Here is a 20,296-nt window from a genome sequence, read left to right on the forward strand (position 1 = left end):
ATTTTTCAGGGTAGCAATTATAATTTATTAATTTTACTAACCTCTTAATAAACTATTAGCTATTTAATCGAATCATAAACCTTAATGAGTAGCTCTACCTCGGCCAAGCGTCACAAACACCCAAAATCTACTATTCTGGTAGTAGAAGATAATGCCGATCAGTGGTTCGTCATACGCTGGGCTCTGCAACAACAATTTCCAGAGGTTGAGGCTGTCTGGCTGTCGGAAGTGGCTCAGGTTAACATGTATCTGGAAGCCTGTACGCAGGACCTGCGCGAGTTGCCCAGATTAATTTTGCTCGATTTATACCTGCCCAGCCGACAACAGGGCTTGAGTCTTCTGGAAATCCTAAAAACGCACCATATCTATCGTGAAATACCGGTCATTATTCTGAGCCATTCAAACGACAAAGACGATATTAGCGAGTCGTATGCCCTCCGGACAAACTCATATATTGTTAAGCCAAACGGGTACGAAAAGTGGCTGGAATGCTTTGCCAGCTTCCGCCATTACTGGTGGGATGCTGTTACGCTGCCGAAATTTTCCTGAACCAAACGAAACCGGTCGGTTCCGGTTCTCTGGTTTCTATGTATGAGTAAGGGAATAGAAACCAGAGAAATATGTGCTAAGCCACGTAGCGCCGGGGAAACGAAAGCTCAAAACGGGTACCTACTCCAGGCTGGCTATCAGTGTCCATGTGGCAATCCAGGAGTCCGCATAACTGCCTGACAATGTTCAATCCAATCCCTTCGCCCGATTTGGAACGGTCATTTTCTAATAAACCCGGACCCGTGTCGGTAATGGTCAGTAACCATTGATCGGCTGCGGGGGCCACTCCCCAGTTTATCGTTACGCCCCCAGTTTGCGTATATTTCAGCGCATTCAACAGGAGGTTTTGTGCAATACGATGGACTTTAACCCTATCCCCTTCAACAAGCAGGACTTCGTCGCCTTCACTACGTAGCCACAACCCCCGCTCATCGGCAAAAGGCTGCAAACTATCGACTAATCCGTGAAATAACTGAGCCGCATCGAATGATTCAATCTGGCGCTGCTCCTGCCCGGCTTCCAGCCGGGCTACGTCCAGCAGCTCGGAAAGCATTTGGGTAGCCTGCCTCAAATTTCGCTGGAGCATTTCCAGCATATGACTCCGCTCTTCATCCGAGGTAGCCATGTCCAGCAGCGTAACGGCTCCCTGAATGATGCCAATATTGCCCCGGAGGTCGTGCGAGGTGCTACGCAGAAACTCGCCCCGCTCCCGCAGTTGCTGACGCATCTGTGCCAGAACCTGAATATTTTCGTTCGATTTTTCCAGCTCATTAAGCAAGTGTTCCTGCTGCTGCTCGGCTTTTTTCAGTTGGGTAATATTCTGTCCCATCAACACAACACCACTATCGAACTTATTCAGGACGATAGTCATCCACTGATTCTTGTCGGGGTTATATTGTTCGTCGACAAATGGCGTACCGGTTTCCAAAACTTGTCTAATGTTTTCGACAGTATGTTCATGCCAGAGTTTGTCGGCCAATTGAGAGATCTTCTGGCCCATCAATTGCGTAACAGACTGCTCTGCCATCTCCGCAAACTGCTGATTACAAACCACTAGCTGAAAATTGATCAGCGTATGCGCATCATCCCAGACAGGTTTCAAAAAACAGATGGCTGCCGGTGAACTGTTCAGAACTGCCTGTAAGTTCTGGGTAGTTTGCTGGGCCAGCATTTCGGCCGCCTTCCGGTCGGTAATGTCGAGGCTGTTTATCACAAGCCCATCGTCAAGCTTTACGATCGTAACATCATACGCATTCGGGAACCGCTCCTGGTCATAGTTCAGTTCAAAGCGGATGGTTTCGCCCGTTTCCATTACGTGCAGGCATTTTGCAAAAAAGCCAGCTTCTACCAGACCGGGAGTAACCTGGAGTAAGGTTTCCTGCAAGCTGTCGCCCAATACGTCACGAGCTATTTTGTTTTTTAATATCCAGCGAAAATCGATGATTTCGCCCGTTTCGTTCCGTACGGCTTCCAACACCTGTACTAAACTTTTCGAACTATCCAGCGTCATCTGAACAAAGTGTTTGCTTTTGTCCAGCGCCTGCTCGGCCAGCTTGCGGTCGGTAATGTCCAGACTGGCAATTAAAATCCCATCTTCAAACGGGACGGTGTTTACCAGCGACCAGGCATCCTGCCCGTTGATCTGCGTATGAACCTCTTCCCGTTTAGCCAGACTGGTTTCGGCTACCGTAATCATACTCTGGTAATACGGATGGTCAATTAGCTTTACACGTAACTGATTGACTGTTTGACCATTAACCTCTTGCTCAAGTGTAAGTAACTGAAGGCTGGCCTGATTAGCTTCTTCCAGCGTAAAATCAACTATGGTACCATCTTCATTGCGAATTGCCCGGAAATAACTCAGCGGCAGCGGAAGAGCCTCAAAAATAGCCCGTTGGCGATCATGGGCTTTTTGCAGATCGGCTTTGAATTTAGCCAGTCTTAGCCCGGTAATGTCAATGACCATACCTGCCGAACCCATCGGCTGGCCACTGGCATCCTGATTCATTTTTCCCGAACCTAGCACGTAGCGAATACTACCATCATCGTGAATAACGCGGTATTCATGCAGAAAGGGGGTTCCGTTCTGCATGGCCTCCTGTGCATGTGCCATTACTTCGGCCCGATCATCCGGATGAATGCGGTTGATCCAACCATCGGATTTCGTCATTTCTTCATCGCTGGTAAAGCCAATGATTTCTTTGCCGCGATCATCCCAGATGGTAGCGTTCGTGTTCCAGTCCCAGCGGCCTTGCCCGGCTTCGCTGATATTGAGCGCAATACTGATCAACTGATTAAGCTCAGCCAGTTCCTCTGTTCGCTCCTGCATCTGGCGATCCATCCGCTGGGTCGATTCTTTTTGCAGCTGTATGTCAACGGCATTACCGATATAGCCGTTGAAGTCGCCCTGGGCGCCAGCCATAGGCTGTGCATTTTCCAGCATCCAGCGATAGTTTCCATCCTGTCGGTACAGCCGATACTCCGACTGGAAGGGTTCCTTTTTAGTAATATGATCGTTGTAGTTGACGAGGTAATTTAACCGATCGTCGGGATGCATTACGTGCACCAGGCCGTGTTTCATTACTTCATCCAGATCGTAACCCGTATAATCGAGCCAGGCTTTGTTCAGAAACGTGAATTTTCCGTCGGCATCGGTCACCCAGATCAGCGTAGGGGCATTGTTGGCAATTTGCCGGAACCATCCCTCCCGCTCGGCCAGCAACTCCTGCGCCCGCCGGTGTTCGGTAATATCTTCAATAGCCAGCAGAATCGATTCCTGTTGTCGAACCACCCGTCGGGCGTTGAGTGACAGGACTTTTTCGCCCGCTTCAGGCGAGGAATATTTCAATTCAAATCCCTGAAACTGAGCATCGGACGTAATGATATCGGTCAGCATCAGCCTCAGTTCAGGAATATCCCACTGGCGGTTACCAAGTTCGTAAATAAGCCGCCGTTCGGTAGACTCATCGCTTAGCTGAAACAATCGATAGAACGCCTGATTCGCGCTTTTCACCCGCAGATCGGTATCGAGTACCAGCGTCGCTTCGCGAATAGTGCCGAAAATATCTTCGGCAAACTGATAGGCTTCCGACAACTGATCATTACGTACCTGCAATTCCTGATTAATGGTCAGCAGCTCTTCATTCGTCGATTCAATTTCTTCTTTACTGGTTTCCAGCTCTTCGTTGATGCTTTGCAGTTCTTCGTTGCTGCTGATAATTTCTTCGTTGGCCGATTGCAGCTCTTCATTGCTGGCTTCCTGCTCTTCAATAATCGAGCGCATGTCTTCCCGCAGATTGGCCAGTTCGTTCTCCAGCTCTTTGATCCGGCGATTTCGGGCGTCGGCGGTGCGGGTGGTTGGCACTGCGGGCGGTTCGACTTCCTCAAACAGAATCAGAAACATTCGCTCCTCACCCACCGTTTCGAGCGGTACCGCTTCGATAGCTACGTAATGAATCTTGTTTTTTACCTTGATCTCCAGACCGCTCTTCCGGACGGGCTCGCCCAGTTTCTGCGCTTTATGGACAACATTCCGTAGTTCGAAGACCAGCGACGGACGCGCCATTTTGATCAGGTTAAGGCTGGCTTTGCCGGGCGAAGGTTCGAGAAACAAACCGGTCGATCCCCGAAACGAAAGGATTTCCAGATCCTGATTGACCACCACACTGGCCGGTACGTATTGATTCAGCAGCAGGTTATCAACAACTTTATCCAGATCAGAAGCGGCTCCCGCCCACCGATCCTGACTGCCTGACGCGTTACGTCCCGGTGTATCGCCAGCGCCTTGCCCGGCCGATCTGGGAAGAATCGATGGTCGGTTCGACATTGTATCACCATCCAGTTGGCGGGGCGACATAGCGAAGGTAGCCCGGCTGTCGACGTCATTTTTGCGGGAGAAAATTTTGTAATTTTTCTCGATTTGTAAAAACAGCGGGGCTGACGTACCCACCGTTTCCGATTTGCCCAGTATGAGGTAGCCGTTCGGGTGAAGCCCATAATGGAACGTAGCAATAGCTTTGCGCTGAAGCGGAGCTTCCAGATAAATAAGCAGGTTGCGGCAGCTTATCAGATCAAGCCGGGAGAAAGGCGGGTCTTTCAGAAGATTGTGGGGAGCAAACACGCACAAGTCCCGCACCGCTTTATTGATACGGTAATAGTCGTCTATTTTGGTAAAGAACCGCTGCAGCCGCCGGGCCGATACGTCCATAATTTCACCCCGCGTATAGCTTCCCAGCCGAGCTTTTGCCACGGCAGACTCGCTCAGATCGGTAGCAAAAATCTGAATGGTCCGGCTAAGGGCCCGATCGCCCAGCACTTCCAGCAGCAGCATGGCAATGGAGTAAGCTTCCTGACCCGTCGAGCAGGCAGGCACCCAGATACGTAACGGCTCCTGAGGGGCTTTCTCCCGAACCAACTGCGGCAGGAGAACCTTCTGGATGTAATCCATCGTGTCGGCATCCCGGAAAAAAGTGGTTACGTTGATGAGCAAGTCATCATACAGCAGGTTGGCTTCCTCAGGATGTCGGCGGAGGTACTCAGCATATTCGTGCAGCGACTCCAGCTTATAGAGCAGTGTTCGACGGATGATCCGCCGTCGGATGGTCGTTACTTTGTAATAGCTAAAATCCACGCCGGTTGCCCGGCGCAGCAGTTGAATGATTGTCCGCAAATCTTCATTCGTACCGGCAATGGATTCGGTTGTTGAGGAATCTTCACTGTCGATCTCCTGGCTTTCGGGAAGTGTTGTCTGCTGAAAAACACTGATCTGCCCGCTCAGTCGTTCGAGTTCTTTGGCGATTTCGGCAGGTGGCAGCACCCGATCCACAACGCCCTCCGTAATGGCCGACCGGGGCATACTCTGAAACCGGGCGGTTTCATCCTGCGCAAACGTAATTCCCCCGCGGCTTTGATGGCTCGCAGGCCAAGAGTTCCATCGGAGGCCGTTCCTGACAGCACGACGGCAATGGCTCCCTCTTTCTGCCTCTCCGCCAACGACAGAAAAAACTGGTCGACAGGCATGTGGATGACCGAACGAGCTTTGCGTGGTACCAGTGTCAGTACGCCGTCCAGCACTTCCAGATCACGGTCGGGCGGAATAATGTACAGGTGGTTGGGCTCAACCCGCATCAAATGCTGTGCTTCCTGCACAATCATGGACGTAGCCCGGCCCAGAATGTCAGACAAATGGCTTTCGAGAGTAGGGTCAAGGTGCTGAATATACACGTATGCCAGTCCTGTGGTTGGCGACAGGTTTTTCAGCAGTTCAACTACGGCTTCCTGACCGCCCGCAGAAGCGCCAATCGCAACGATGGGTACGTTTGACGGCGATTGGGGTTGCGACGAATCTGCGGCAGCTTTTTGTTTTGACATGTTCTAAGGATTCCTGCTGAACCAAGAGGCAGGTCTGTGGTTAAGGTAACTAGAGCGGGTTGTGAATGATCACTAGCTAAAGGTAATCCATACGACCAAGATGGCAAAACGGGACATTATTGTTATTGGCGCATCGGCAGGCGGAGTTTTTGCCCTCAAAGAATTAGTGGCTGCCCTGCCCGCCGATTTTAAGGGATGTATATTTGTAGTGCTGCACCTATCGCCCCATTCGCCCAGCTATCTACCAGAAATTCTGAGTATGGCAGGGCCGCTAAAAGCGGTTCATCCCAGTGATGGCGAACCTATTTTGCCCGGTCGAATTTATGTGGCTCCGCCCGATCATCACCTGCTGGTAGAGTATGATCAGGTTATTGTAAAAAAAGGCCCGAAAGAGAACCGGTTTCGTCCGTCAATCGATGCCCTGTTTCGTTCAGCAGCCTATTCGTATGGGCCTCGGGTGGTGGGGGTTATACTAACAGGCATGCTCGATGACGGTACGTCGGGTATGTGGTCGGTTAAGCGGCTTGAAGGGACCTGCATCGTTCAGCAACCCAATGAAGCCTTGTATAACAGTATGCCCAACAACGTACTGGACCATGTAGATGTTGATTACATTCTGCCAATTTCAGAAATAGCTCAGCTAATTACCCAGTTAAGCACAGAGCCAGTTGCCGGTAAACCCGAATTAACGCCAGCAGAAGAGAAGCGGCTGGAAACGGAGGTAAACATTGCCGCTCAGGACAACGCTTTTGATATGGGAATTCTGGATATGGGTGGCCTGACGACCCTTACTTGCCCGGAATGTAACGGCGCTTTGATTAGTATTAAAGAAGGTAAACTGATTCGTTATCGCTGCCATACAGGTCATGCGTACACGGCCAGTTCGCTACTCGCCGAAACGACCAGAGTGGTGGAAGAATCGTTCTGGAAGGCCGTTCGTAGCCTGGAGGAAACCGTAATTCTGCTCGAACATTCGGGTAAACATTTTGCGGAAGGGGGCAACGGAGAAGCGGCTGAGCAATTTCTTGAGAAAGCTAAAGAAACCCGTGAGCGGGCTCGAATAGCCCGTAACTTTGCTATGAGCCAGGAAAAACTCAGTGAAGATTCTGCCCTGGCCAGACCAGCGTAATAAGAAAGCTACTCTAGAAACGGGTAAGGAGTTTATATACAGCCAAAACTACAGGGAATGTTCCAGCTGACTCAGTTTTTTATGAACAAGATTCCGCTCGGCAACGGCTCGGTCAATGTATACTTCATAATTATGAATCAACGAGGTATATCGACTGACAAGTACATTCATTCGGTACCCGTCGTGGCCGGCAAGTGCACGTTGACGTAATATAGCCAGTTTATCAAGTAACGTAACAAAATGGGTGATCTGGTTATCATAGATCTGGATACGATGCCGGGTAATGTCCTGAAGCCATCTCCTGCTTACCAGCATTGACGAACGTACCGGCTTTTTAAGCACCGCCTGCCATTGTTTTTCCAGCCTTTTTAGTGAAGCAGAAAGTGGCTTCCCGTCGAACACGTCACACGGCAGTTCGGTACGCTTCCCCTCATCCAGAATATAGGCATAGAGAATTGTATTGCCCTGATAGGCAACCATAGTCAATACATCAAGTGCATCTTCAAGCTCAGGAAGCTCGCAGGAAAAATCCTGTGGGCAGGAGCTGTCATCTAATGCCGAAAATGAGAGGATCATAGGTAGTTTTCAGGAATGAACGTACAATAACTAAAAAATCAACTGCAACCCATTACAGTACCTGAGAACAACTGTATGTATACCTTGCCAAAACGTAACGATTTCCTGATCTTACCCAAAAAGCGGCTTAATTTTTCGTTGATACCGACTTAATTGGCCGAAATCGCTATAAGCTGAGCGACTGTTAGGTGGTAAGTGTAAATGTTATGTGTTTGAGTCCCCCATCTATTGAACGATCCTGAATAGCCAGGCCAGAATCTTCATTGAACAGGCGGTCACCGATCTGTGGGAGCAACCCAAACGTATTGTAATATTGCTGAATACTATTGAAGCAGATACGAACGCGCACGATCCATGTATCGGCTACAACCGGGTCTTCATACCAGTGCTCGGCTCTGGAGATCAGTTTCACCTGATGCAGCAGTTTGTCGGACAGTAGGAATTTAACGGTCCACCCCCGAATCACCCAGTCATCCTGCTCAATTGTGTCAACAATCACTTTCATGAATGAAATATTCTATAAACTAATTATAGAACACTAGCTAAACATATGTTGTAAGCTAATTGTTTTCATTCTGTAAGATAAAGAACTGACGATCAACCGTTAACCAAATCTTGTCTCTAATAACTTTCCAGCTTCTTCAGCTTCTTTATAGCGCGTTGTCGGCCATCCTGAGCCCGATCAATATGGCTTTGATACATGGTTAATGTATTCGTATACTGCTCCATAAGCTGGTTCCGCTGCTGGTCATAATACATATCCTCAACGCGTCGACGAAGCATCTCAAGCCGGTCGACTTGCAACGTAAGCGTTTCTATCCGGTCGCCATATAGCCTGATCTGTTGACGGATTAACTCGATATGCCACTGATTCGCAGATAGTTTATCGCTGACGGGTTTACGTAAAGCAGCCTGCCATTGCTCTTCCAACTGCTGAAGAGGCTGCGAAAACAGCTGCCCATCAAAGGCTTCGGGCGGTAGCTCCATCCGATTCCCTTCGTCAAGAATATAAGCATTGAGGATCGTATCGCCGTGCGACGTAATGGTGCTCAAAAAGTCCAGAATGGTTTCAAGTCCAGTAAGATTACAGCAAAAATCCCGGAATTGAGCGTGTCTGTCAATGGCCGAAAACGAAAGGATCATATGGGAAAAATCAGGTTAAGCCATTGGCTCTGTAAACCTACACGCAAAAACGTATGATAAGATGCTAACGTCATTAAATATTATTAAGCCTATAATTTTCTGAGCATTAGAGCTGTCTAATCAAAACAAATAACCCCGTGAAGAGTCGATCACAGTCGGCAATGCGACTCTCCACGGGATTACACTGCTATCAAACAAACTGCGCTTCGTCGACGGCAGATTTGGCTTTTGCATAAGCCCCTTTGACAGAATCGCTAACCGATCCTAACGCGCTCTTTGCTGATTTGGCTGCTTTTCCGGCTTTGTATCGATACTTCAGCTTATCGTACGGGCTCGCCTGCCGGTACGTTAGGTAAAGTCCGGCAATAACGCCCACCACGACACTGATACCAACAGCCAGTTGGGTTAGCTGTTCTTTGGACTTATCTTCTGTTTCATCCTTCGGCGTCATGTCGCTACGTACGTTGGCGGCCAGAAACGGATCAGGCAATACATGGGCAGCCGCTACCCGCGCTTTATTCATCCAGCCAGCCACTACGTGATCTTTCCCCTGCATCAGGGCGCTGTACCCCTCTTTGGCAACGTCGGCAGGATTTGCCGTTTTGGCGGGGTCAGCTCCTTTGGTATGATCGGCCCCAGCGGTTTTGAAGAAATTCGTGTTGGTAGCGCCCGGCATCAGCACCGTAATGGTGACGTTTGTGTCCTGCAGTTCGTTGCGAATGGCTTCGGAGAACGATTTAATAAAGGCTTTTGTCGCCCCATACACCGCCATCATCGGATTAGGAATAACCGACACTTCAGACCCCAGCATCAGAATTTTACCACTGTTGCGGTTCACCATGTCTTTCACGTACAGCTTGGTCAGGTGCACCAGCGCTACAGCATTAACCTGTACTACGTTTAATTCTTTCTGCAGATCGGTTTCGGTAGCAAACTGGCCATATTCGCCAAAGCCCGCGTCGTTGACCAGTACATCGATCTGAATCCCTTTTGCCTGTGTTTCGGCGTAGATTTCTTCCGGTGCGTTAGGGTCGGCGAGATCTTTCTGAATAATGGTCGTTTCGGTACCGTACTGGTTCCAGTGCGTAGCGGCCAGTTGTCCAAGCATCTTGGCGTTACGTCCGACTACCACAAGTTTGTATCCATCTTTAGCGAAGAGTCGGGCCAGTTCGCGACCGATCCCACTGCTTGCTCCCGTAATAAGAACCGTTTTTGATGTTTGATTTTCCATAGTTGAGTAAGCTAATTGAACAGAATGAATCTGAGGTGCTACGGCCCAATAATAGTTTTATAATCAGGGCTTTAGTACCACTTTTGTGCAGTCGTCTTCCTTCTTCTTAAACATATCATAAGCTCGCGAGGTTTCCGATAGGGGAAGTATGTGGGAGATTATATCGTCCAGAACAACCTTACCCTCCACAACCAGATTCAGCAGGTAATCGATGTTTTTGTGAACGAACGATTGTCCGCTACGTATCGTAATTCCTTTGTCGAACACACGGCCAATCGGAAAGTTATCGGACGGGCTTCCGTACACACCGACTACCGATACGATACCCCCGCGACGAACGGCCTGGAAGCATAATTCCAGCACTTTCGTTGTTCCTTTTTCGAGGTTAACTACGGCTTTTGCTTTCTCCAGAAACGACCGGTTAGCTTCCATACCGACCGCATCTACGCATAAGTCGGCCCCGCGGCCTTCGGTCATCTGTCGGATCGCTTCAACGACATCAACATCGTTTGGATTCAGCGTTTCAACTTTATTGACGCGTCTGGCCCGTTCCAGTCGGTATTCCAGCGGGTCTATGGCGATTACGCGTCCGGCTCCCTGAATCCAGGCCGATTTCTGAGCCATTAGCCCAACCGGACCCGACCCAAAAATGGCAACCGTTTCGCCCCCCTTCAGCTCACCCCATTCGATAGCGCTCCAGCCCGTTGGGAAAATATCGGTCAGAAACAATACCTGTTCGTCCTTCAGGGTTTCGGGTACCTGCCGCAAGCCATAGTCGGCGTAGGGAACCCGTACGTACTCCGCCTGTCCACCATTATAACCGCCGTAAAGATCTGTATATCCGAAAAGTCCACCCCCTTTTTGCGACAACAGGCCACCATCGGGACCGTAATGCTCATGGTTGGAGTTTTCGCATTGCATTTGCAGGTTGTGCTGACAGAAAAAACACTGTCCACAGGCAATGGTAAAGGGAACCACTACGCGGTCGCCTTTTTTAAGATTGGTCACGCCCGACCCAACGTCTTCAACAATACCCATGAACTCATGGCCAAGCACTTCATTTTGTAATTGAGGAATAAAGCCATCGTAAATGTGCAGATCAGAACCGCAGATGGCTGTCGACGTAACGCGGATCAGGGCGTCGCGGGGTTGTTCGATACTTGGATCATCCGTGTTTTCAACGCGGATGTCTCCGATTTTGTGAAACACTGCTGCTTTCATAAGAGAAGCGGAAAAGAAGTAACGTTGAGATTAAGTTTTCTTTCTAACTAACTTCTCCAGGCATGGTTTCAATAAACTAGGTAGTGGATATGCTACATACAGAAAAGCCTGCTCCCATCACGAAAGCAGGCTTTTCTGTATAGTCAGGAATTTCTAATACTTATTGATAATCGAATCAGGCAGCACTTTTACATCGATGCCAGTAGCTTTGAGCAGGTTGTTTCGATTATTTAACCCATCGACATAAGCCGGATTTACTACCATCGACCGGTTGTAGTAGTAAGAAGCTAATTCCAGCTTCTGCCGGTTATTCTGCGTGATTCCTTCGTTCTGATAAATAACGCCCAGGTTGTTATAGGCTGGTGCATAGGCGTTGGCCGCCCGCATGGTCTGCTTGTAGTAGTATTTGGCCGAATCAACGTTGGGCGTAATTTTCTGAAATACGTAGGCCATCGAAAAATAGGCTTCCCCGAAGCTTGGGTAAATGCGGGTCGACTCCTGCAAATGATCCAGTGCCCACCGACCGTGTTTGTTTGCGCGAGCAATGTTGGTGTCAATCAGCGCCTGGGCCGTTTTGATTTTATCGGGTGATGGTTTGGGCTTCAGCGCATTGGTAGCATTGGCAATGGAATCTGCTTTGGCCCGATCTTTCAAACCCTTTTCGATCCATTCGTTTGCTACGTGTCGCTGCACCTGACAACTGTTTGGCGCGTAGGGTAAAGCAGAGTTAAAAAGCACGAAATTGTTCTCCCAATCGCGGTTTCGCTCGACCGTTTTGAATGAATATAAACCCGCAACCACAGCCATCAGACCCAGCACAGGCGCATAGCGGGTCAGTAAGGCCCGAGGTTCGACCCGTACATCAGATTCGCTTTTCGGTTCCGCCGAATCACGTACCAGAAATTTCTGCAGGGCCCAGATCAATACAAACCCGAAACCCATGACGGCTGCATAGGCAAAGCGTTCGGCAAAAATGCCCCCCCGAATCCAGATGAATCCCAGACCCGGCGCCATCGTCACGAAAAACCAGACTATTCCGAAGCCCCAGAGCGTCCGTTTGATAAACCCTTTCCAGGCCAGCCAGAGTAAGCCAATGAACGTAACAAAGCCTGCCCACGTCATCCAATCGCCCTTCCCTCCCGAGGGGATGACGTTGTACGAATAGTCGTAAACCAGCGGGTGCGGGTAAATGATTAGCCGGATGTAGTACAGCAGAAATTTAAACATCGTCGACTTTTGGGTCTTCTCAATCGCATATGGATAATTGGCCCAATCGACGGGCGGAGTGCCGCTCAGCGTGCCAATCATTTGCTTCTTCTGGAAGAAGAATACGGCCGTTATGAACAGAAATGGCCACAAACTCAGCAACGTTTCGCCAAGCGGTCGGCGGGCAAACCAGTACTGCATGGCCGGAATCAGGGCCAGACTGACGATGGATGACTCTTTCGATAAAAACGCCAGATAAAGAGCCAGACAGGCACTAAAAATCCAGCCCCAGTCTTTGGTTTCGAGGTACCGCCAATAAGCCAGCAGCATCAGCGAAATAAACAGGAAACTGAGGATTTCGTCGCGGCCTTTAATGTTGGCTACAATTTCCGTATGAATGGGGTGCGCGATGAAAACCAGTCCGATCAGGAAGGCCGCAATGGTTTGGCCCGATAACCACTTCTGTAACAGAATGCCAATGACCAGGCCCGTCAAGCCATACAGCCCGGCATTTATCATATGGCTGATATTCGGGTTATCCTTGAAATATTCCTGCTCCAGCGCAAACGTGATCAGCGATAAGGGCCGGTAGTAACCCAGAGAGATGTTGCTGAAATGCCAGAATTCTGAACGTAGCAAATCCGGGATACCAGCGATTCCTTTTTTAACGAACAGGTTCTGACTAATGGCAGCGATATCGTCGAGTGCGTATTGATGACCAAAGGTATTGACGTACAAGAGCACGCCCAGGAGTGCCAGCACAACAGGCGGCCACCACACTACAGGACGCGATTCAATTGGCAAATGGGCTACTGACGGAGTGCTCTCCGTTTTTGTTATTGGGCGTAAGGGAGTACGTTGGGGATTCTCACCAGCCCGGCCTGTATTGGGACGTATGGGGCCTGTGGCTGGCGTTAGAGCGGGCTTGGGAACCGCCCCTTTTTCACTGGTCGGGCGTGGATTATCCTTGCCCGGCAACTGCTTTTTTTTGGCCATAATAGCAATAACTCGTCTATTTCAGGGTAATTTACCTCTTTAAAAGGTTTTGCAGAAAGTATTTAGATGAATCAATATGTAAAGTTCGTAAGAATGTCAGCAAAATCAATTCCGATGGTTTATCAACTAAGATCAATCTTTCTGGCCGTCAGTCTGGGACTACTGATAACGGGCTGTCGAGTCGGCCGACCCATCACCCCAGTATCAGGCACCAGCCTCAATCGTGTCGACAATCTTGCCCTGGGCAATCCAAGTCAGGCATCGGTCAGTGATCCCAACAATTACCTCATCTCCCGGCCACAGTACGTACTATCCTACAACCGTAGCCGGGGCATTGCCAATTGGGTAAGCTGGCGATTGAGCCCATCCTGGAAAGGAGACAGTCGCCGAACCAATGATTTTCGTCCCGATCCACTTATCCCGGCAGGATGGTACGCCGTTCGCACCGGCGATTATACCAATACTGGCTTTGATCGGGGCCACCTTTGTCCTTCCGACGACCGGGATGCTACTCCCGAAGACAATGCCGCTACGTTTCTTCTAACCAACATTGTACCCCAGGCGCCCCGTCATAACCGCGAAGTCTGGAAAGCCCTGGAAGATTATGAACGTCAACTGATGAGTAACGGAAACGATGTGTATATCATTGCGGGGGCCAGTGGAACGGGAGGTACCGGCCAGAACGGTTTCGCTACGGCGCTGGCTAATGGTAAACTAACCGTTCCGGCTACTCTCTGGAAAATACTGGTTGTTGTTCCGGCCGGTTCGGATAATACATTTCAGATTACGGCCAATACCCGCGTGATTGCAGTTACGATCCCAAATACACAGACGGCTGCCGATAAAACCTGGCAGGCTTATCTGACCAGCATTGATGCGCTGGAAACCCTGACCGGCTACGATTTTCTATCGAACGTACCGACCGATGTGCAGCAACTCATTGAACTGCGAATCGACGGCGGGAATAGCTGAATATGCAGATGCTATAGATTCGTTGGCTGCAATTAAAGCCAGGCTATCCTGAGCAACGGCAACCAAAAAATCTATAGCATCTATCAATTAGTACGGCTTAGTTACGCTGCCGCTACCGTAGCGACTTCAGGCTGTAGGACAGTCGCCGACTGAAGCGGAATACGCTGCGTCCGACGACGTAGCAATGCGATTGCTTCCTCATCATTGGCAAACGTACCGTTCACGTTGATCATATGCTGCGCTAAAACGTCGTACCGACCACGCATCAGTAGGTAGAAAATTTGCAAGAAGTCCAGCCCATCGAATATAATAGCTTGATTCTGTGCGTATTTGTCAATTGTTTTCTGAAAAAATGTGGGATGCTCCGTCCAGTGCATGGCCGGGCGGATGTGGTGGCTGATATGATAACCATCGTTCCAGCATTTTTTGTTGTATTTCACATTGATACAGGTAATGCTGTTTTTGTAGGCATTGCCCGGATCTTCAAAATCAACGAACGAGTGCTGTGTCCAGTTGCCTACCATAGCAACCAGGCGGTAGATAACCAGCGGCAGTAAGAAAACCAGTACCGTAGCGGGCCAGCTCACAAAACACAGCCCTACGCAGACTATACCAAAGACAATTTCACCTTTTAAAGCGCGGGTAGCCAGTTTCGGACGATTTTTCCGGCGCAGGTAATTCAAGAGATTCCGAACACCCACAACAAAGAAGCGGCCGAAATACGCCAGAAAACTCCGGAAGCTATCACGCTGAAACGTCATCGTGCTGCTGTCGTCATCTTCAAGGTTATTTTCGGGATGGTGCATGCCGATGTGGTGGCTATAATACGTTTCGGGCGTATGACCGAAAAAAGGTGCCACCACCCACGGCAGGTAGTTGTTCATCCAGTCGTATTCCGATTTAAAAAACTGGCGGTGGCTCGTACAATGAAGCATTAGCCCAAAGGGACCTTTAAATACAAAGTTACTTACATAAAAGTGAGCAACAGCGACTGCCCCCCACATCCACCCCGTAACAAAGGGCATGAAGAGTAACACACTTAACGGAATCAGGATTAGACTAATGCGAATAGTAAGATAAATGAAGGGAAGATCGCGTTCATCTTTAATGTAGGAGATAAAAAAGCGGTCAATCTGGCTGTATTCGCGTTTTGTAAATGTTGGGTCCTTGATCGTGCTAAGTAACTTCATGCAGATTTACGGTGATTAGAAAAGGTTATAAAAAAGGTTCGGGCCGTTTTGATTGCGCTATGACAATCGAAACTGCCCGAACCTTCCGGTAATGATAACGAAAAAAATGGAATAGAATTGAGTGTAAGGCAACTACAACCGAATTTATTTTTTCTCGACGGCGTGGCCACCAAATTCATTACGTAGTGCAGCCACTACTTTTCCGGTGAACGTATCTTCCTGAAGAGACCGGTATCGCATGATCAGCGACAGGGCAATTACAGGCGTTGGCACTCCCAGATCCAGAGCGGTTTCGAGCGTCCATTTTCCTTCGCCCGACGAGAACATTTTGCCTTTAATACCATCCAGTTTGGCATCTTTACTGAAAGCATTTTCGGTCAGCTCCATTAGCCATCCGCGAATAACCGAGCCGTGGTTCCACATTTTGGCGACAGCTTCAAAATCCAGCGGAAACTGACTTTTCTGCAACACTTCAAAGCCTTCGGCAATGGATTGCATCATGCCATATTCGATCCCGTTGTGCACCATTTTGGTAAAGTGACCGCTTCCCGCAGGGCCTGTGTACAGGTACCCATCTTCTACGGAAATATCCTGGAAAACCCCATGCAGCGGTTCAATTACGTCGGGGTCACCGCCAACCATCGTACAGGCACCGTTCAAGGCACCACTGATGCCACCGCTGGTGCCACAGTCGAGGAAGCCAATGCCTTTCTGCTTGAGGTAATCGTGCCGCCGAACCGAGTCTTTATAATGTGAGTTCCCTCCGTCGATAACCACATCACCAGGCTGCATGAACGCCAGCAGCTGCTCGATAACATTATCGACCAGCGGCCCCGCCGGAATCATAAGCCACAGTACGCGTTTTTCAGGCAGCGCTTTATAAAGATCTTCTAACGTATTGACTCCCTGTGCGCCTTCGGTTTTAATTTCGTCAACTAAGGTCTTGTTGATATCGTAGCCGACCACCGTATGGCCGTGTCTTACTAGATTACTGACGAGGTTAAACCCCATCTTTCCTAAGCCAATAAATCCAATGTGCATAATGATCAATGATTTAAGGGGGCCAAATTGGCGATTTTTTCCCAAAAGCTCCCCCGGGAAGGCAATAGAATTTAATTAAAAGATCGTGTTCTGGGAAACACCCGATACAGGCCCAGAGCCAGCCCCGCCCCAACAATGGTTCCGATACAGTCGGCAAACAGATCAATCCAGTCGGCGCTCCGATTGATGGGCAACAGGTACTGTAGTAATTCAATAAACGCTCCGAACAGGAATCCGGCGATCAGTACGTTGTTGAGCCGGAAACCCGACAGCATCCACAGGAACGAGAACGGAGCAAATATGGCGATGTGCATGGCTTTGTCATTCCACTCGATGATTGGACCGGGAATGTCCTGATGCGGTGTCAGACAGCCAATGAGCATGATGATTGTCCAGATGATAGCCAGCCAGCGGGCAGCAGTCGTAAATTGCATTGATTGAATACGTTCTAATTGGTTGATTTTAGCCGTTGAACGGTTATGAGTAGGAAGAAAAAAAGCAGGCTGAGCAGATAAACAACGTTGCGTGAATCAATCACGCCCCGCCCGAGCGCCCGGTACTGCTCATCCAGCGCAAACGAAGATAGGTAATAAGCAACGCTACTCAAAATTTGCAGACCCGCCAGTGCACTCAGGCCGACGTAGAGCAGAAAGCAAAAGAATACGCCAAGCACAAACGCGACGACCTGATTGTCGTTGAGCGACGAAGCCCACAGCCCTATGGCGACAAACACCCCCGCCAGCAGTGCCAGTCCGATATACGATCCAAAGACACTTGCCGAATCGATATTGCCCACCGGCGACCCGAGTTGATACAGCGTTACGTAGTAAAGCAGCGTTGGCAGCAGGGTGAGCACAACAAGTAGCCAGCTCGCCAGAAATTTACCACCCACTACGCCCCACCGACTTACCGGCTTTGTCAGCAGCCATTCGAGCGTACCCGAACGGACTTCATCGGCAATGGAGCGCATGGTAATGGCAGGTACCAGAAACAGCATGACGTAGGGCGTCAGGTTGAAAAACGTACCCATATCAGCGTAACCATTCTCAAGCAAACTCGAATCCGGAAACACCCAGAGCATCAGCCCCGTAGCCGTCAGGAATACGCCCATGATAATGTAAGCAATAGGCGACGAGAAAAATTGGTTGATCTCTTTACGGAAAATGGCCAGCATACTGTGGTTTACGGATGTACGGGGGTTTGCTTTACAGGTTTGTGTCGGTTCACTATAAACCAGTTCTGTTTACCTGTAAAACTCTTTTATTCAAACGGATTGTCCTTATTCCGACGTATGAAAGCGGCTATAATCAGCGAAAAAATAAACCCCATCAGTATAGAGCCAAATATCCCGAACAAGAACAGCAGCCCCGGACTCTGAAACATCTCCATAAGTTTCATCTGACTGTCAATCTGATCGTCGGAAAGGCCACTGTCTTCCAGTTGCTCGCGAACTTTATCCGCTGCCCGGGTCATTATGCCCGTATCAATGATGGTCATGTAAAACACGGAGAACATACTGGATAGCAGTCCGGAAACAGCCGCGGTGAGTGTACCTAAGCCCAGCCCTTGGCCATAACTCATATAGCCCCCGTTGAGTGTTCTAAACTCACGCATGGCCAACGTAATACCAGTGATAATCAGCAGATAAGTTACCGCTCCCAGCCATCGGTTATCGGTATTATCTGTAATGAACAGGACAGCCGAAAAAGAATGGAAGCAATACCCAAGATGGCGCCCCACTTCAGGGCAACACGGGCTGTAGAAGGTTGGTCATTCATAGCTGGCAGGAGGGATTATTGCAGGACACTGTAATCCTGCTTTCGGAAAATAAGTGAAATGATCAGTACAGGGATAACCGCCAGCGCCGTTTTTTTACTCAGCTCGTCGGGCAGGAGTACAGAGGGCTGCATTGAATTGACTTTACTCCACTGTTCGGCGAAGGTTTCCGGCCCAAATTGATCGGTGATCTGTTTTTTGCCTTCAAGCAGAAGTTTTTTAGAATTAATAACGTACTCCGTGAAAACGCCCGGATCAATTTGTGTGACAAACAGATAAACAAGCCAGCCTGTTACCAGCGCGGCAACGGTGTTGAGTACGTAGCCGATGGTCAGGCCCTCCCACAAATGCAGTCGGCCATGCCCTATGTATTTTCGATAATACCAGACCGTGGCAACCATCACAATGATATGAATCCCGTAGTCTAACACCCGAATGTTTCCCAGAGCCGGAATGCCGAGAAAATAAAGACCCAGAAAATAAAGAAAGCACAAAACACCCGTCAGCAACCCCGCCAGCAGCGGAATCTTCAACAGGGGGTGCGAAAAATAAGCGAGAATACGTTTCATACGGTTGGATTAAATTGCCCGTGATGCACTGTTCCGATGACGCGGCCAGTGAGCGTCTGCCCCAGAAACGGCGAATTTTTCGACTTGGAGTGCGTCTGGCTATAGGTCCACGTACCGTCGGGATCGAAAAGAGTAAGGCTGGCTGGTTCGCCCTCAGCAATACGTACGGGCGGTAGTCGAAGAATCTGGCGGGGACGGATGGACAGTGCTTCGATAAGTTTGGGCAGAGGAAGATTCCGGTTATGGGTCATGACAGCCGCAAACACCGTTTCCAGGCCAATAACACCAAACTCGGCCTGATCGAATTCCAGATTTTTGCTTTCGGCATCCTGCGGCAAATGGTCCGATACAACAGCATCGATAGTCCCATCAGCCAGTCCGGCCCACAGAGCCGCTACGTCCTCAACCGATCGGAACGGTGGGTTTACTTTCAGGTTTGTATCGAAACTAACCAGAGCAGAATCATCGAAAACCAGTTGATGAGCCGCCACGTCGCACGTAACGGGCATCCCCTGGGCTTTAGCCTGCCGAATCAGTTCTACCGAACGGGCGGAGGAAAGGGTTGAGAAGTGTAAAGCAGGGAGCGGGGAGCGGGGAGCGCTGGAAGATCCACCCTCAACAATCCCGGGTCCTATTACGTACTCCAGCAGACGTAGGTCGCGCTCAATCATCAGCTCTTCGGCCAGTGAGGGCATTCCTTTCAGGCCCAGCAACGTACTTTGAACCCCTTCATGCATCTGCCCGAAACGAGTCAGCAGCGCTTCTTCCGGCCGGTTCATCAACAGACCATTAACTGGTTGCAGGTACTGAAGCGTTTTAAGCAGTAAATCAGGGTTTTGCAGCGGATGTGTGCCATCCGAGAACGCAACAGCACCGGCATGATGCAAATCGAGCATCTCCGTAAAATCTTCCCCAGCCGCTTTTTTCGTTACGGCCGCAATGACGTGTACCTGAACAGGTTGTCCTTCGGCCATGCGTTGTACATAACCCAGCGTACCTTTGGCATCCACAACCGGCTGCGTATTGGGCAGCACGGCAATATCTGTGAATCCGCCCGCTGCAGCCGCCCGACAAACGCTCGTCAGATCTTCTTTGTGCTCGTAGCCGGGGTCCTGAGCCGAAACACGCAGGTCAACCCAGCCGGGCGATACGTGTACATTTTCGGCTTCCAGGATACGCGTCCGTTTATCGGCATCCAGCTTTATCCCGATTTGGCTAATAAGCCCATTGTCGACCAGAATATCCACGATCTGTCCGTCGAACGACGAAGCAGTGTCAACAACATGGGCAGAACGAATAAGAGTTTTCATAAATAACACGGCGCTCT

18 protein-coding genes and 1 pseudogene are annotated in these 20,296 nt (G+C 49.6%); 3 read left to right on the top strand and 16 right to left on the bottom strand.

What is annotated here, in order from left to right; genetic code table 11:
* Positions 1-84: 84 nt before the first annotated feature.
* Entirely contained in the window at positions 85-549 is a 465-nt protein-coding gene (locus LN737_RS28540) for a response regulator (protein WP_405514298.1), read from the top strand.
* Between the two features lie 76 nt (positions 550-625).
* Here LN737_RS28540 and LN737_RS28545 read toward each other — a convergent pair whose 3' ends face one another.
* Positions 626-5,404: a CheR family methyltransferase gene (locus LN737_RS28545; protein WP_405520559.1), complete on the bottom strand. Its 4,779-nt coding sequence runs from the start codon at positions 5,402-5,404 to the stop codon at positions 626-628.
* Positions 5,393-5,919 (bottom strand): annotated as a pseudogene (locus LN737_RS28550) (chemotaxis protein CheB); the annotation flags it as partial. The gene LN737_RS28545 and the pseudogene LN737_RS28550, both read right to left, overlap by 12 nt.
* Before the next feature lie 100 nt (positions 5,920-6,019).
* Here LN737_RS28550 and LN737_RS28555 point away from each other — a divergent pair.
* Complete coding sequence (locus LN737_RS28555) at positions 6,020-7,048, top strand: chemotaxis protein CheB (protein ID WP_405514299.1); 1,029 nt, start codon at positions 6,020-6,022, stop codon at positions 7,046-7,048.
* Between the two features lie 48 nt (positions 7,049-7,096).
* Here the strand turns inward: LN737_RS28555 and LN737_RS28560 are convergent, their stop codons facing one another.
* The 6 genes from LN737_RS28560 to LN737_RS28585 all read right to left on the bottom strand — a co-directional run bounded on the left by LN737_RS28560 (position 7,097) and on the right by LN737_RS28585 (position 13,421).
* The gene (locus LN737_RS28560) at positions 7,097-7,624 is read right to left on the bottom strand and encodes a hypothetical protein (RefSeq protein ID WP_405514301.1); all 528 of its coding nucleotides are present in this window, start codon (positions 7,622-7,624) and stop codon (positions 7,097-7,099) included.
* Between the two features lie 184 nt (positions 7,625-7,808).
* On the bottom strand, positions 7,809-8,129 hold the full coding sequence (locus tag LN737_RS28565) for a hypothetical protein (RefSeq protein WP_405514303.1): 321 nt from the start codon (positions 8,127-8,129) through the stop codon (positions 7,809-7,811).
* Between the two features lie 116 nt (positions 8,130-8,245).
* Positions 8,246-8,767: a hypothetical protein gene (locus tag LN737_RS28570; protein WP_405514305.1), complete on the bottom strand. Its 522-nt coding sequence runs from the start codon at positions 8,765-8,767 to the stop codon at positions 8,246-8,248.
* A 190-nt stretch (positions 8,768-8,957) separates the two neighbouring features.
* On the bottom strand, positions 8,958-9,998 hold the full coding sequence (locus LN737_RS28575) for an SDR family oxidoreductase (RefSeq protein ID WP_405514307.1): 1,041 nt from the start codon (positions 9,996-9,998) through the stop codon (positions 8,958-8,960).
* A gap of 63 nt (positions 9,999-10,061) precedes the next feature.
* Positions 10,062-11,219 (bottom strand): zinc-dependent alcohol dehydrogenase, encoded by a 1,158-nt coding sequence (locus LN737_RS28580; protein ID WP_405514309.1) that lies wholly within the window; start codon positions 11,217-11,219, stop codon positions 10,062-10,064.
* A 153-nt stretch (positions 11,220-11,372) separates the two neighbouring features.
* Positions 11,373-13,421, bottom strand: a complete 2,049-nt coding sequence (locus LN737_RS28585; RefSeq protein ID WP_405514311.1) for a tetratricopeptide repeat protein — start codon at positions 13,419-13,421, stop codon at positions 11,373-11,375.
* Between the two features lie 93 nt (positions 13,422-13,514).
* Here LN737_RS28585 and LN737_RS28590 point away from each other — a divergent pair, with 93 nt between their 5' ends.
* Positions 13,515-14,393: a DNA/RNA non-specific endonuclease gene (locus tag LN737_RS28590; RefSeq protein ID WP_405514313.1), complete on the top strand. Its 879-nt coding sequence runs from the start codon at positions 13,515-13,517 to the stop codon at positions 14,391-14,393.
* Positions 14,394-14,494: 101 nt separating this feature from the next.
* Here the strand turns inward: LN737_RS28590 and LN737_RS28595 are convergent, their stop codons facing one another.
* The 8 genes from LN737_RS28595 to LN737_RS28630 form a co-directional block, all read right to left on the bottom strand.
* Positions 14,495-15,583, bottom strand: coding sequence for a fatty acid desaturase (locus tag LN737_RS28595; protein WP_405514315.1), 1,089 nt, complete (start codon positions 15,581-15,583; stop codon positions 14,495-14,497).
* 144 nt (positions 15,584-15,727) lie between these two features.
* A complete protein-coding gene (gene gnd / locus LN737_RS28600) occupies positions 15,728-16,624 on the bottom strand; it encodes a phosphogluconate dehydrogenase (NAD(+)-dependent, decarboxylating) (RefSeq protein ID WP_405514317.1) in 897 nt (298 codons plus the stop codon).
* Positions 16,625-16,695: 71 nt separating this feature from the next.
* Entirely contained in the window at positions 16,696-17,058 is a 363-nt protein-coding gene (locus LN737_RS28605) for a VanZ family protein (protein ID WP_405514319.1), read from the bottom strand.
* Positions 17,059-17,072: 14 nt separating this feature from the next.
* Positions 17,073-17,798, bottom strand: coding sequence for a gliding motility-associated ABC transporter permease subunit GldF (gldF, locus tag LN737_RS28610; RefSeq protein ID WP_405514321.1), 726 nt, complete (start codon positions 17,796-17,798; stop codon positions 17,073-17,075).
* A gap of 86 nt (positions 17,799-17,884) precedes the next feature.
* Positions 17,885-18,319, bottom strand: coding sequence for a DUF4199 domain-containing protein (locus LN737_RS28615; protein WP_405520561.1), 435 nt, complete (start codon positions 18,317-18,319; stop codon positions 17,885-17,887).
* Positions 18,274-18,402 (bottom strand): hypothetical protein, encoded by a 129-nt coding sequence (locus LN737_RS28620; protein WP_405520581.1) that lies wholly within the window; start codon positions 18,400-18,402, stop codon positions 18,274-18,276. Before LN737_RS28620 ends, LN737_RS28615 begins: the two co-directional genes overlap by 46 nt.
* A 15-nt stretch (positions 18,403-18,417) precedes the next feature.
* Positions 18,418-18,969 (bottom strand): DUF4199 domain-containing protein, encoded by a 552-nt coding sequence (locus LN737_RS28625; protein ID WP_405514323.1) that lies wholly within the window; start codon positions 18,967-18,969, stop codon positions 18,418-18,420.
* Positions 18,966-20,279, bottom strand: a complete 1,314-nt coding sequence (locus tag LN737_RS28630; RefSeq protein WP_405514325.1) for a dihydroorotase family protein — start codon at positions 20,277-20,279, stop codon at positions 18,966-18,968. The genes LN737_RS28625 and LN737_RS28630 overlap by 4 nt, the downstream gene beginning before the upstream one ends.
* Between the last annotated feature and the right edge of the window lie 17 nt (positions 20,280-20,296).

The organism is Spirosoma sp. KNUC1025 (assembly GCF_045160025.1).
GTDB lineage: Bacteria > Bacteroidota > Bacteroidia > Cytophagales > Spirosomataceae > Spirosoma.

Coding starts and splice junctions, on each gene's coding strand:
- LN737_RS28540 (WP_405514298.1), top strand. CDS start 85: ATGAGTAGCTCTACCTCGGCCAAGCGTCACAAACACCCAAAATCTACT.
- LN737_RS28545 (WP_405520559.1), bottom strand. CDS start 5,404: ATGCCCCGGTCGGCCATTACGGAGGGCGTTGTGGATCGGGTGCTGCCA.
- LN737_RS28555 (WP_405514299.1), top strand. CDS start 6,020: ATGGCAAAACGGGACATTATTGTTATTGGCGCATCGGCAGGCGGAGTT.
- LN737_RS28560 (WP_405514301.1), bottom strand. CDS start 7,624: ATGATCCTCTCATTTTCGGCATTAGATGACAGCTCCTGCCCACAGGAT.
- LN737_RS28565 (WP_405514303.1), bottom strand. CDS start 8,129: ATGAAAGTGATTGTTGACACAATTGAGCAGGATGACTGGGTGATTCGG.
- LN737_RS28570 (WP_405514305.1), bottom strand. CDS start 8,767: ATGATCCTTTCGTTTTCGGCCATTGACAGACACGCTCAATTCCGGGAT.
- LN737_RS28575 (WP_405514307.1), bottom strand. CDS start 9,998: ATGGAAAATCAAACATCAAAAACGGTTCTTATTACGGGAGCAAGCAGT.
- LN737_RS28580 (WP_405514309.1), bottom strand. CDS start 11,219: ATGAAAGCAGCAGTGTTTCACAAAATCGGAGACATCCGCGTTGAAAAC.
- LN737_RS28585 (WP_405514311.1), bottom strand. CDS start 13,421: ATGGCCAAAAAAAAGCAGTTGCCGGGCAAGGATAATCCACGCCCGACC.
- LN737_RS28590 (WP_405514313.1), top strand. CDS start 13,515: ATGTCAGCAAAATCAATTCCGATGGTTTATCAACTAAGATCAATCTTT.
- LN737_RS28595 (WP_405514315.1), bottom strand. CDS start 15,583: ATGAAGTTACTTAGCACGATCAAGGACCCAACATTTACAAAACGCGAA.
- gnd (WP_405514317.1), bottom strand. CDS start 16,624: ATGCACATTGGATTTATTGGCTTAGGAAAGATGGGGTTTAACCTCGTC.
- LN737_RS28605 (WP_405514319.1), bottom strand. CDS start 17,058: ATGCAATTTACGACTGCTGCCCGCTGGCTGGCTATCATCTGGACAATC.
- gldF (WP_405514321.1), bottom strand. CDS start 17,798: ATGCTGGCCATTTTCCGTAAAGAGATCAACCAATTTTTCTCGTCGCCT.
- LN737_RS28620 (WP_405520581.1), bottom strand. CDS start 18,402: ATGAATGACCAACCTTCTACAGCCCGTGTTGCCCTGAAGTGGGGCGCC.
- LN737_RS28625 (WP_405514323.1), bottom strand. CDS start 18,969: ATGAAACGTATTCTCGCTTATTTTTCGCACCCCCTGTTGAAGATTCCG.
- LN737_RS28630 (WP_405514325.1), bottom strand. CDS start 20,279: ATGAAAACTCTTATTCGTTCTGCCCATGTTGTTGACACTGCTTCGTCG.